Annotated in this window: 12 protein-coding genes; 8 read left to right on the top strand and 4 right to left on the bottom strand. The window is 73.2% G+C overall.

All coding sequences use genetic code 11. The features are described 5' to 3' along the window. Window positions 1-11 precede the first annotated feature (11 nt). From ATL31_RS09660 to ATL31_RS09640, 5 genes are all read left to right on the top strand, one after another. Window positions 12-332 (top strand): DUF3039 domain-containing protein, encoded by a 321-nt coding sequence (locus ATL31_RS09660; protein WP_101395583.1) that lies wholly within the window; start codon window positions 12-14, stop codon window positions 330-332. A 49-nt stretch (window positions 333-381) separates the two neighbouring features. Continuing rightward, complete coding sequence (locus ATL31_RS09655; protein WP_101395582.1) at window positions 382-1125, top strand: DinB family protein; 744 nt, start codon at window positions 382-384, stop codon at window positions 1123-1125. A gap of 142 nt (window positions 1126-1267) precedes the next feature. Then, window positions 1268-2239: a zinc metalloprotease gene (locus ATL31_RS09650; RefSeq protein ID WP_101395581.1), complete on the top strand. Its 972-nt coding sequence runs from the start codon at window positions 1268-1270 to the stop codon at window positions 2237-2239. Between the two features lie 109 nt (window positions 2240-2348). Then, window positions 2349-4118, top strand: coding sequence for a DEAD/DEAH box helicase (locus ATL31_RS09645; protein ID WP_101395580.1), 1770 nt, complete (start codon window positions 2349-2351; stop codon window positions 4116-4118). A gap of 79 nt (window positions 4119-4197) precedes the next feature. Next, entirely contained in the window at window positions 4198-6033 is a 1836-nt protein-coding gene (locus tag ATL31_RS09640) for a bifunctional metallophosphatase/5'-nucleotidase (RefSeq protein WP_245862201.1), read from the top strand. A 115-nt stretch (window positions 6034-6148) separates the two neighbouring features. Here the strand turns inward: ATL31_RS09640 and ATL31_RS09635 are convergent, their stop codons facing one another. Beyond that, window positions 6149-6640 (bottom strand): Lrp/AsnC family transcriptional regulator, encoded by a 492-nt coding sequence (locus ATL31_RS09635; protein ID WP_101395578.1) that lies wholly within the window; start codon window positions 6638-6640, stop codon window positions 6149-6151. Window positions 6641-6747: 107 nt separating this feature from the next. Here ATL31_RS09635 and hppD point away from each other — a divergent pair, with 107 nt between their 5' ends. Further along, the gene (hppD, locus tag ATL31_RS09630; protein WP_101395577.1) at window positions 6748-7983 is read left to right on the top strand and encodes a 4-hydroxyphenylpyruvate dioxygenase; all 1236 of its coding nucleotides are present in this window, start codon (window positions 6748-6750) and stop codon (window positions 7981-7983) included. A 9-nt stretch (window positions 7984-7992) separates the two neighbouring features. On the opposite strand, the gene ATL31_RS09625 is transcribed toward hppD, so the two are convergent. Next, window positions 7993-8838, bottom strand: coding sequence for a DUF427 domain-containing protein (locus ATL31_RS09625; RefSeq protein ID WP_101395576.1), 846 nt, complete (start codon window positions 8836-8838; stop codon window positions 7993-7995). A gap of 92 nt (window positions 8839-8930) precedes the next feature. Here ATL31_RS09625 and ATL31_RS09620 point away from each other — a divergent pair, with 92 nt between their 5' ends. Next, a complete protein-coding gene (locus ATL31_RS09620; protein WP_101395575.1) occupies window positions 8931-9731 on the top strand; it encodes an RDD family protein in 801 nt (266 codons plus the stop codon). Window positions 9732-9753: 22 nt separating this feature from the next. On the opposite strand, the gene fahA is transcribed toward ATL31_RS09620, so the two are convergent. Together fahA and ATL31_RS09610 are read right to left on the bottom strand one after the other, a co-directional pair. Further along, window positions 9754-10986 carry a fumarylacetoacetase gene (fahA, locus tag ATL31_RS09615; protein ID WP_101395574.1) on the bottom strand — a complete coding sequence of 411 codons (1233 nt, stop codon included), beginning with the start codon at window positions 10984-10986 and terminating at the stop codon, window positions 9754-9756. Window positions 10987-11038: 52 nt separating this feature from the next. Next, window positions 11039-11893 carry a hypothetical protein gene (locus ATL31_RS09610; RefSeq protein WP_101395573.1) on the bottom strand — a complete coding sequence of 285 codons (855 nt, stop codon included), beginning with the start codon at window positions 11891-11893 and terminating at the stop codon, window positions 11039-11041. 98 nt (window positions 11894-11991) lie between these two features. Between ATL31_RS09610 and ATL31_RS09605 the strand changes: the two genes are divergently transcribed. After that, window positions 11992-12201 (top strand): hypothetical protein, encoded by a 210-nt coding sequence (locus tag ATL31_RS09605; RefSeq protein WP_101395572.1) that lies wholly within the window; start codon window positions 11992-11994, stop codon window positions 12199-12201. Window positions 12202-12207 lie beyond the last annotated feature (6 nt).

Here is a 12207-nt window from a genome sequence, read left to right as displayed (position 1 = left end):
GGGTGTTCGGCATGAGCGAGACGATGCCGCAGCCGCAGGAGGCGCCGGGCGCGCCGGGTGGCCCCGACGGGCCGCAGACGCAGACCGCCGTCCTCGAGCGCACCGAGGCCGTCCCCGAGGTCGCCGAGCCCGGCGACCACGAGCGTTTCGCGCACTACGTGCGCAAGGAGAAGATCGTCGAGAGCGCCGTCACCGGCGAGCCCGTCACGGCGCTGTGCGGCAAGGTCTGGATCCCCGGGCGCAACCCCGACAGGTTCCCGGTGTGCCCCACCTGCAAGGAGATCTACCAGGGCCTGCGCGCCCCGCAGGACGGCGGCGACGACAAGTCCTGACCCGGCGCGCGGTCCACTGCCTGTGGGTGCGGCGTCCTAGCGTGTCCGCATGCGACGTTTCGTGGACGAGGACCTCACCGGCGCCGAGTTCCGCGAGGTCGACCTGACCCGAGCGCGCTTCGTCGGGGTGGTGATGGACGACGCCGACATCGACGGCCAGGTCGGCCGCCTCGTCGTCAACGGCGTCGAGGTGATGGCGTTCGTCGAGGCCGAGCTCGACCGCCGGTATCCGGTACGCCTGCTGCTGCGCTCCGACGAGCCCGACGACCTGCGCGGGGCCTGGCGGCTGCTGCGCGAGGAGTGGGCCGGCACCGTGGCTCGGGTGCGGGCGATGCCGGAGGGCACCGAGCACCGGGGCGTCGGCGGCGAGTGGTCGATGGTGCAGACCCTGCGGCATCTGGTGTTCGTGCACGACTCGTGGTTCCGGCGCTGCGTGCTGGGGCTCACCGAGCCGTTCACGACCCTGGGCCTCGGGCCACCGGTCGTCATGGAGCAGGTGCTGGGGGATGCCGTCGAGCCCCCGCGCCCGAGCCTCGGCGAGGTGCTGGCCGTCCGCGAGCGGCAGGCGGCCGAGGTCGAGGCGTGGCTCGCCGACGTCACGCCCGACCGACTGGCGGCGAGCGCACCGGTGCCGGACGACGACCGCTGGCCGCCCTACGCCCGGGGCCGCACGGTGCGCCGGTGCCTCGGCACCGTCCTGAACGAGGAGCATGCCCACCACCGGTTCTGCGTCCGTGATCTCGACACGCTCGCCCGTGAGGACCCCCCGGCGCCCGTAGTTCCCGTGGGCTGACGACCCTGCCGCCCCGCGGCCGAGCGCGCGCAGCATTTACCGGTTCTTTACGCCGAGCGGGGTCGGGCCTGGACGAGTGGCGCCTAGGTTGCCCAGATGCCGTGCCGGGGTGGCGCGGCCTCGACATCCTCGAAAGGTCGTCATGCGCCTTCGCCCGTTCTCCGCGCTCGCCGCGCTCGCCCTCGCCTCGGCAGGGCTGGTCCTCCCGCTGACCTCGGCCTCGGCCCGGCCGATGGCCGGCGTCGACACCGTCGCCGCCACCTGCGAGACCCACACCGACGAGGTCGGCGGCCGCCACGCCACCGGCCCCACCCGCTTCGACCCGCACGAGCTCAGCGACGCCAAGGCGGCCTCGATGAACGCCCAGCTCGTGCGCGACATGGCCGCGCGGGGCGTGACCACCACCCGGGGCGGCGCCACCCAGAAGGGCAAGCCCGGCGGGGGAGGGGGCACCTTCCAGCCCGCGGTGGTCCCGGTGCACTGGCACGTCATCACCGACGGCGCCCAGGGCAACCTCACGGGCTCCAAGCTCGCGGGCCAGATCAGCGTCCTCAACGCCGCGTACTCGGGCTCCGGCTTCTCGTTCCAGACGGTGAGCACCGACTACACGAACAACCCGACCTGGTACAACGGCATCACCAACGGCAGCACCGCCGAGAAGCAGATGAAGAACGCCCTGCACGTCGGCGGCAAGGGGGACCTCAACCTCTACACCGCCGACCTCGGCGGCGGCCTGCTCGGCTGGGCCACCTTCCCGAAGTCGACCGTCGACCCGATGGACGGCGTCGTGATGCTCGACGAGAGCCTGCCCGGCGGCAGCGCCGCGCCGTACAACCTGGGCGACACCGCGACCCACGAGATCGGCCACTGGCTCGGGCTCTACCACACCTTCCAGGGCGGCTGTAACGGCAACGGCGACTACGTCGACGACACCAACGCCGAGGCGTCGCCGGCCTACGGATGCCCGACCGGGCGCGACTCGTGCGCGTCCAAGCCGGGCACCGACCCGATCACGAACTTCATGGACTACACCGACGACGCGTGCATGAACCGGTTCACGACGGGCCAGGTCTCGCGGATGCAGGCCTCGTGGCTGACCTACCGCGCCGCCTGACCCAGACGTCGCCGCAGGACATCCTCCGCTAGCACAGACCGAGGGCCCCGACGAGTTCGCCGGGGCCTTCGGCATGTCGTCGGGTGGGCGGTTATCGTGGCCGACGCCCATGAGTACCTCTGCCGCCGGACACCTGCCCCCCGCCTTCCCCGGGCGGGCCGCGTGGGGTACCGCCGCCAAGCTGCGCGCCTGGCAGGAGGAGGCCCTCGAGGCCTACCTGCGGAGCGAGACCAAGGACTTCCTGGCGGTCGCGACCCCGGGCGCGGGCAAGACCACCTACGCCCTGCGGATCGCCACCGAGCTGCTCGAGCGTGGCCTCGTGCGCGCCATCACGGTCGTGGCCCCCACCGAGCACCTCAAGACCCAGTGGGCCGACGCCGCGGGACGCGTGGGCATCCAGCTGAACCCGTCCTTCTCGAACTCCACCGGGGTGCAGAGCAGCGAGTACGACGGCGTCGCGCTCACCTACGCCCAGGTGGCCGCCAACCCCGGGCTGCACCGCCGGCGCACCGAGGCCACGCCCACCCTGGTCATCCTCGACGAGATCCACCACGGCGGCGACGCCCGCTCGTGGGGTGACGGCATCCGCGACGCGTTCACCCCCGCCACCCGCCGGCTCTCGCTCACCGGCACTCCCTTCCGCTCCGACACCAACCCCATCCCGTTCGTGCGCTACGAGATGGACCAGGCGGGCGTCCTGCGCTCGGCGTCCGACTACACCTACGGGTACGCCGCCGCCCTGCGCGACGGCGTCGTGCGGCCGGTGCTGTTCCTGGCCTACGGCGGGGCGATGCGCTGGCGCACGAAGGCCGGCGACGAGATCGCGGCCCGCCTCGGTGAGCCGCTGACCCGCGACCAGACCGCGCACGCCTGGCGCACCGCGCTCGACCCCAAGGGCGAGTGGGTCCCCTCGGTGCTCGCGGCCGCCGACAAGCGCCTCTCGGAGGTCCGCCGCCACGTGCCGGACGCCGGGGGCCTGGTCATCGCCTCCAACCGCACCGCCGCCCGCGCCTACGCCAAGATCCTCCTGGCCATCACCGGGCAGCCGGCCACCGTGGTGCTCTCGGACGACGCGGGCGCCAGCGCGGGCATCGAGCGCTTCGCCGCCGACGACTCGCGCTGGATGGTGGCCGTGCGGATGGTCAGCGAGGGCGTCGACGTGCCGCGGCTGGCCGTCGGCGTCTACGCCACGTCGACCTCGACGCCGCTGTTCTTCGCCCAGGCCGTCGGCCGCTTCGTGCGGGCCCGGCGCCGGGGCGAGACGGCCTCGGTGTTCCTGCCGTCGGTGCCGCTCATCCTGCAGCTCGCGGCCTCGATGGAGGAGGAGCGCGACCACGCCCTCGACCGGCGCACCGACGCCGAGTCCGAGGCCTCCATCTGGGCCGAGGAGGAGGGGATGCTCGCGGCCGCCAACCGCACCGAGCGCACCCTCGGGCTCGAGGACGAGTCGCGCTTCGAGGCGCTCGAGTCCGACGCGCACTTCGACCACGTGCTCTTCGACGCCAAGCAGTACGGGCTGCACGCCGAAGCCGGCTCGGAGGAGGAGCAGGACTACCTCGGGCTCCCCGGCCTGCTCGAGCCCGACCAGGTGGCCCACCTGCTCAACGAGCGCCAGACCAAGCAGGCCCGCGGCGGGCGCACCCGCCCCGAGCCGGTCGCCGGGCCCAGCCCGGTCGCCGCCCACCGCGCGCTGGCCTCGCAGCGCAAGGAGCTCAACAAGCTCGTGGCGGCGTACTCGAGCAAGACCGGCACCGCCCACGCGACCATCCACCTGGACCTGCGGCGGGCGTGCGGGGGTCCCGAGCTCGCCTCGGCCACCGGCGAGCAGGTGACCGAGCGGATCGAACGCATCCGCCGGTGGTTCGTCGGCCGCCGCTGACGGGGCGACACCCGACGGACACCATCCCGCCGTCACGCGGACACCCACGGGCGTCCGGGCCGGGCTAGGGTCCCCACCCGTGACTGAATCCACTCTCTCCAGCGCCTCCCGCCGCCAGCTCCTCACCATGGCCATGGTCGGCGGGGCCGCGATCGTCTCCGCCCCCTCGGCCCAGGCCGCTACCTCCGGGCGCCGCGGGCCCGAGCGGCCGTTCCGCGTGACCGTGCTCGGCACCACCGACCTGCACGGCAACGTCTACAACTGGAACTACTTCAACAACGCCGCCTACAGCGACGCCAAGGGCAACCAGATCGGTGTCGCCAAGGCGGCGACGCTGGTCAAGGCCGTGCGCGCCGAGCGCGGCGCCGACACCTGCATCACCCTCGACGCCGGCGACACCATCCAGGGCACACCCCTCGCGTACTACTACGCCAAGGTCGAGCCGATCACGCAGGGCGCCACCCACCCGATGGCCACCGCCATGAACGCGCTCGGCTACGACGCCGCGGCGCTGGGCAACCACGAGTACAACTACGGCCTCGACACGCTGCGGGCCTTCGAGGACCAGTGCGAGCACCCGCTGCTGTCGGCCAACTCGGTCGACTGGACCACCGGTGAGCCGGTCTTCACCCCGTACGTCCTGAAGCGCATCGGCCTCCCCAGTGGCACGGTCACCGTCGGCATCCTCGGCCTGGTGACGCCGGGGGTGGCCATCTGGGACGCCGCGAACGTGGAGGGGAAGGTGCGCTTCCCGGGCATCGTCGAGCAGGCGAAGGTCATGGTGCCGCGGATGAAGGCGGCCGGCGCCGACGTGGTCGTGGTCTCGTGCCACTCGGGTGCCACGCCCTCGTCGAGCTACGGCGACGCGCTGCCGTTCCCCGAGAACGCCAGCACCCAGCTGGCCGAGGAGGTCGCCGACATCGACGCGATCCTCGTCGGGCACGCCCACGTGGAGATCCCGCAGAAGATCGTCACGAACAAGGTCACCGGCCGGCCGGTGCTGCTCAGCGAGCCGCTCTACTGGGGCATGCGGGTCACCGTCATGGATCTCGACCTCGTGCGCGACGGTCGCGGCTGGCGGGTCAAGCACTCGCAGGCCACGCTGCTCAACGCCAACACCGTGCCCGAGGACGCCGAGATCGCGGCCCTGGTGCGGCCCGCCCACGAGAAGGTCCTCGCGTACGTCAACGGCGTCGTCGGCACCTGCACCGAGGCGATGTCGGCCGCGACCTCCCGCTACCAGGACACCGCGGCGATGGACTTCATCAACCTGGTCCAGGCCCAGGCCGTCAAGGACGCCCTCGCCGGCACCCCGCAGGCCGGGCTGCCGGTGCTCTCGATCGCGGCGCCGTTCAACGCGGAGGCCAAGATCCCCCAGGGCCAGGTGACGGTGCGTGACGTCGCGGGCCTGTACATCTACGACAACACCCTGCTGGCCGTCACCCTCACCGGGGCGCAGGTCAAGGACTACCTCGAGACCTCGGCGACGTACTTCAAGCAGGTCACGAACGCGGGGCCGTTCACCCCTGACCAGGTGACCCGTGCCGTGACCCCGAACGCGCCGAACGGCACGCCCGACTACAACTACGACATCATGGGCGGGCTCGACGCGCGGCTCACCTACGACATCGACATCACGAAGGCGCCGGGGTCGCGCATCACGGACCTGCAGTACGCCGGGGCGGCCATCGACCCGGCCCAGCAGTTCGTCGTCGCCATCAACAACTACCGCCAGAGCGGCGGGGGTGGCTTCCCGCACGTCAAGACCGCGCCGGTGGTCTACAACCGGCAGGTCGAGATCCGCCAGCTGCTGATCGACTGGGTCACCGCCCACCAGGTCATCGACCCGCCGACGTTCTTCTCGCTCGACTGGAAGCTGACCGCGGCGGGCACCACGGTGGTCGTCCAGGCCTGAGCCGCAGCTGCCGCACCACGCCAAGGCACCGGAACCTTCAGGGAAGCACCCCTACGGTTCCGGTGCCTTGCTGAAGGTTCCCGCGTGGGGCGAGAACGTGGGACGGGGGCGGCGGTCAGTCGGCGGTGGCGGCCGCGGCGGCGTCGACCAGGGGGCCGGTGCGGTACTCGAGGTGGGTGACCAGGCAGATCGCGGTGTTGGCGCGCAGCACGTGGGTGTCGTCGATGATCTCGTCGATCACCCGGCCGAGGTCGGCGTTGTCGCGGGCCGCCACCCGCACGACGAGGTCGCCGACCCCGGTGATGGAGTGGATCTCGAGGACCTCGGGGATGGCCGACAGGTGCGCCACCACCGGCCCGTGGCCCTGGCGCTGGCTGATCTCGAGGGTGCAGAACGCCGTGACCGGGTAGCCGAGGGCCTGGGCGTCGACCTGCGGCGCGAACGAGCGGATGACCCCGCGCGTCTGGAGCCGGTCGAGGCGGGCCTGCACCGTGCCCCGCGCCACCCCCAGGGTGCGCGAGGCGCCGAGCACCCCGATGTGCGGGTCGTCGGTGTACAGCCGGATGATCCGGGCGTCGAGGTCGTCCACTCCGTCGTGTCGTGCCATGAGCACATTGTCCGGTGCGGATGCCCTCGCAGGCAACACCGTGCGCAGCGTGACCACCGGGGAATGGTGTGGTTGCACAGGGCGCCCGGGGTCGCGACAGTGGCCGGATGACCGACACGACGACGTCCGGCAGCCGCATCGACCTCACCGCCACCGAGCGCGAGGCGAACCTCGACCTCGAGCAGCTCAAGCAGCTGGTGGGTCTGGTCGACTACGACGAGAGCACCGACCCGTTCCCGGTCACCGGCTGGGACGCCATCGTGTTCGTCGTCGGCAACGCGACCCAGACCGCGCACTACTACCAGAGCGCGTGGGGCATGGAGCTCGTCGCCTACAGCGGCCCCGAGAACGGCGTGCGCGACCACAAGGCGTACGTGCTGAGGTCGGGCTCGATCCGCTTCGTCGTCAAGGGCGCGGTCACCCCCGACAGCCCGCTCGTCACGCACCACGCGAAGCACGGCGACGGCGTCGTCGACATCTCCCTCGAGGTCCCCGACGTCGACGTCTGCATCGAGCAGGCCCGCCGCGCCGGTGCCACCGTGGTGCAGGAGCCCGAGAACCTCACCGACGAGCACGGGACCGTGCGGGTGGCCGCCATCGCGACCTACGGCGAGACCCGCCACAGCCTGGTGCAGCGGGTCGTCGACGGCGTCACCTACGACGGCCCCTACCTGCCCGGCTACCAGCCGGCCTCGTCGACCTTCGTCAAGCGCGAGGGCGCCCCCAAGCGCCTCTTCCAGGCGCTCGACCACATCGTCGGCAACGTCGAGCTCGGGAAGATGGACGAGTGGGTCACGTTCTACAACCGCGTCATGGGGTTCGTGAACATGGCCGAGTTCATCGGTGACGACATCGCCACCGACTACTCCGCGCTGATGAGCAAGGTCGTCGCCAACGGCAACCACCGGGTGAAGTTCCCCCTCAACGAGCCGGCCATCGCCAAGAAGAAGAGCCAGATCGACGAGTACCTCGAGTTCTACGGCGGCCCGGGCGCCCAGCACCTCGCGCTCGCGACCAACGACATCCTGCGCACCGTCGACGAGCTGCGCAAGGAGGGCGTCGAGTTCCTCGACACCCCCGACGCCTACTACGAGGACCCCGAGATGCGCGCCCGCATCGGTGAGGTCCGGGTACCCATCGAGGAGCTCCAGTCGCGCAAGATCCTGGTCGACCGCGACGAGGACGGCTACCTGCTCCAGATCTTCACCCGCCCGCTCGGCGACCGGCCCACGGTGTTCTTCGAGATCATCGAGCGCCACGGCTCGCTCGGCTTCGGCAAGGGCAACTTCAAGGCCCTGTTCGAGTCGATCGAGCGCGAGCAGGACAAGCGCGGCAACCTCTGAGCCCCCCGCTCAGAAGCGCTCCTGGTCGGCCGGTGACGACCAGGGCGTGACCGGCCGGGGGACGGCGAGCCCGTCGAGCTCGAGGTCGGTCCGCTCGGCGTAGAAGCAGACCATCCCGCGGATGGCCGACACCTCTGCCAGGGGGTGGGTGTAGGTCCACGCGAGGTCGACCCCCTCGCCCTCGGCGACGCCCGGCACGGAGCCCGGCGCCAGCGACACGTAGATGGCGTGCCCCTTGTAGGCGCACGTCGAGGTCGAGGGACTGCCGACCAGCAGCTCGGTGACGACGTCGTCGTGGGGGACGTACCACCGCACCGGGAGGTGGGTCTCGTGGACGGCGACCGCCCGGCGGGTGTCGGCCAGGGTGACCCCGCCGAGGCGGACGACGACGTGGCGCTCGCTGGGCAGCACGTCGATGCGCTTGAACGGGTCGTGCGGATGACCGGTGACGGGCTGGGCCTCCTCCACCCAGGCGAAGGGCGCCCACTCGAGCACGACCCGGCCGCCGAGGTCGGGGTCGGCGGGCGTGAACGCGACCCGGGGGAGCGTCCGGCCGGCGACCAGGAGGTCGTGGTCCTGCCCGGGGGTGGTGTGCCAGGCGAAGTTCACCGGTCCGAGCACGGGCGGCAGGGACGGGGGCGGGTCGACGGGTGTCGTGGGGACCAGCTCGGCGGCGATGTCGGCCGGCGGGACGGCGTACATCGGCACGACCCGGCGCGGCTCCCAGACCAGGAAGGCGTCGGTCGTGTCGAGGACCGGGTGGCCGTCCAGCGCCGCCCGGACCCGCCGAGCCGTGGGCTCGATCCGCAGGGTGTCCACGAGGCCCATGAGGTGCCGGCCGAGGAGCGTCGCCATCCCTGCATGGTCCGCCCCGGCCCGGCCGGCGTCAACGCCCGGAACCACGCCGGCGCCGACGGGGGGCTCGGCCGCCGTGAGACCCTGGGGCCATGACGACCCCCACCGCCGCCGGGTGGTACGACGACCCGGACGTGCCCGAGCAGCTCCGCTACTTCGACGGGGTCGTCTGGACCGCGCACACGACTCCCCGGATGTCGGCCACCGCCGCGTCCTCGACCATCGGGCGCAGCATCGACGTGCCCGTCGGGACCGACCGGGGCGCGTGGCAGCACCCGCCCCAGGCCGGTCCGGGTCCGGCTGCCGGCGGCCCGCCGCAGGGCTGGGCGGGCGCGCCCGCCGGTGCCTGGCAGCAGCCCGGCGTCGCGCGCCACGACGGCGACGTGCTGGCCCCCTGGTGGCGCCGCCTGCTCGCCCGGGTCGTCGACGCCTTCGTCACGAGCCTGGTCGCGGCGCTGCTGTCGCTGCCGTTCCTCGGCCCGCTCCTCGACGCGTTCGACACCCTGGTGGCGGACGCCGTCGCCGGCCGGACGCCCGACCAGTCGGCCTTCCAGGCGGCCCTGGAGCAGGCCACCGTACCGATCACGCTGATCAGCCTGATCGTGGGCCTGGTCTACGAGATCGGCTTCCTGGTGTGGCGCTCCGCGACGCCGGGGAAGATGCTGCTGGGCACCGTGGTGCGGCCGGTCCAGGCCCCGGGGCGCATCTCGGCCGCGGTGGCCCTGCGCCGCCAGGCCATCACCATCGCCACCTCGCTGCTCGGTCTCAACGCCGTGCTCGGGCTCCTCGGCGTCGTGCTGTCGGTGCTCGACCCGGCCTGGCTGCTGTGGGACCCCAAGCGCCAGGCGCTGCACGACAAGGTGGCCGACACCGTGGTCGTCCTCAAGCGCTGACCCGACCCGGCGGGGAGGCGGCTCAGCGGGCCGGGCGGACGGTGCCCACGCACTCGCCGAAGCCCACGACGGTGCCGTCGGCCCCGGGTGCCGTGGCGCGCAGCACGACGGTGTCGCCGTCCTCGAGGAAGGTGCGGGTGCCGCCGTCGTCGAGCGTGACCGGCTCCTGGCCACTCCACGACAGCTCGAGGAAGCAGCCCCGGGTGCCGCGGTGGGGCCCGCTGATGGTGCCGGAGCCGAACAGGTCGCCCGGGCGCACGGTGGCGCCGTTGACGCTCAGGTGCGCGAGCATCTGCGCGGGCGACCAGTACATGTCGCGGAACTCGGGGCGCGAGACCACGGTGCCGTTCCACTCGACCTCGACGTGGACGTCCAGCCCGTAGGCGGTGCCGGCCCCGTCGCCACTGCCGCGCAGGTACGGGAGGGGCTCGGGGTCCTGGCCGGGCAGCGGGACCCGTGCGGCGCGTAGGGCGTCAGTGGTCACGACCCACGGGCTGATGCTGGTGGCGAAGGACTTGCCGAGGAACGGGCCGAGCGGCACGTACTCCCAGGCCTGGATGTCGCGCGCCGACCAGTCGTTGAGGAGCACGACGCCGAACAGGTGCTCGTCGGCGTCCTCGAGGGCGACCCGCTCGCCGAGCCGCGTCGCGCCGCCCACGACGAAGCCCAGCTCGGCCTCGATGTCGAGCCGCAGGCTGGGGCCGAAGGTCGGGACCGGCTCGGTCGGGGGCTTGCGCTGGCCGCTGGGCCGCACGATGTCGGTGCCCGAGACCACCACGGTGCCGGCGCGCCCGTGGTAGCCGATCGGCAGGTGCTTCCAGTTGGGCGTGAGCGGCTCGGAGTCGGGGCGGAAGATGCGGCCCACGTTGCTCGCGTGGTGCTCGCTCGCGTAGAAGTCGACGTAGTCGGCGACCGAGAACGGCAGGTGCATCCGCACGTCGCCCACCGGCACCAGGTGGGCCTCGACGCAGTCGCGGTACTCCTCGTTCGAGAGGTGCCCGGTGAGCCAGGCGCGGGCCGCGGCCCAGGCGGGGCGCCCCTCGGCGAGGAACGCGTCGAGGCTGCCGCCGCGCCAGACCGCGGCCGACTCCATCCCCGCCTGCTCGGCGCACGCGGCGAGGTCGAGGACGTGGTCGCCGACGCGCACCCCCACGCGGCGCACGGCGTCGTCGCCCTCGTCGGCCACCGAGAACACGCCGTAGGGCAGGTTGTGCAGGCCGAAGGGGTGGTCGGCGGGCAGGTCGAGCCAGGTCATGGCGGTCCTTCCGGTGACGGGGTGTCGGGCGCGGTGCGGGGTCGCGAGCGGGTCAGTGTTCCTGCGCGGGCAGGCCGAGGGCGGCGAGCTCGCCGAGGGGGTCGGTGACGGTGCAGCAGCCGTAGGCGGTGAAGGCGGCCCGCACCCGTGCGGTGGTGTCGGGGGTCCAGGCGCCGACCAGCTCGGCCAGGGCCCCGCCGTCGCGCACGGCGAGCAGGCCGCGGACCTCCTCCGGGGAGCCCGCGTCGAGGGCCGCGGCGGTGGCCACCAGCACGTTGAGGACGCCGTGGTTCTCCTGCGCGACGCCGGCGACCGGGTGGCTGCCCCGGACCGCGTGGTGCAGGCCGCCGGTCAGCTTGAACGGGACCTCGACCGCCACCCGGCGGAGGAAGGACGCCAGCTCGTCCTCGTCGGGCCAGGGCCAGGTGGGCGTCGGGCCGGTGCGGAACTTCAGGACGACCGGCCGGCCCTCGCGGTGGGCGGCGCGGACCTGCGCGAAGGCGTGGTCGGCGCCGGGGCCGCGCGGCAGCTCGACGGCGAGTGGCAGGTCGCCGGCGAGGTCGTCGTACCACCCGGGGTACCACCCCAGCTCCGCCCCAGCCACGTGGACGCGGGGGTCGGCCACGAGCCGGTCGAGGGCGCCGCGCAGGATCCGGACGTCGACGCCGGGGCGGGCGACGACCGCCACGGCCAGTGCCTCGTCGCGCGCCCAGCGCCCCTCGTCCAGGACGCGGAGCAGGTCGTCCGCGGACGCGGCGGGGACGAGCAGGGGGCCGACCGCACCGGCGTAGGGGGCGGCCCGATGGCGGGCGTGGGCCGTGACAGCGCCGGCGAGCGGGCTGTTGCCGGGCGGGAACACGGCGGCGTCGTCGACCAGCGCGCGGAGGAGCGGCGTCGTCGTCGGCATGGAGCCAACGTAGCGCGCAGGCGGCCCGGGGTGGACCGGCCGGTGCCGCGGCGGGTCCTGGGGGCGCTGTCGCCCGGTGGTGCGGCTAGCGTCGGGGCATGAGTGCAGACGAGGGCGAGGTGTCCGAGGGCCAGGTGTCCGAGGTCCAGCAGATGCCCGAGAGCGAGGCCGACACCCCGATCAGCGACGACCAGGCGGTGGCGGGGCAGCCCGACGGCGAGTCGGGCGAGGTCCAGGAGGGCCCCGCCGGCCCGAACGCCCGGGTGCCCGACGTCGAGGACCCGGGCCCGAGCGCGCGGGAGGACTGAGCCGAC

Source organism: Phycicoccus duodecadis, assembly GCF_002846495.1.
Classification (GTDB): domain Bacteria; phylum Actinomycetota; class Actinomycetes; order Actinomycetales; family Dermatophilaceae; genus Phycicoccus; species Phycicoccus duodecadis.
The sequence above is the reverse complement of the archived record's forward strand: the minus strand, read 5'-3'. Positions and strand labels throughout refer to the sequence as shown.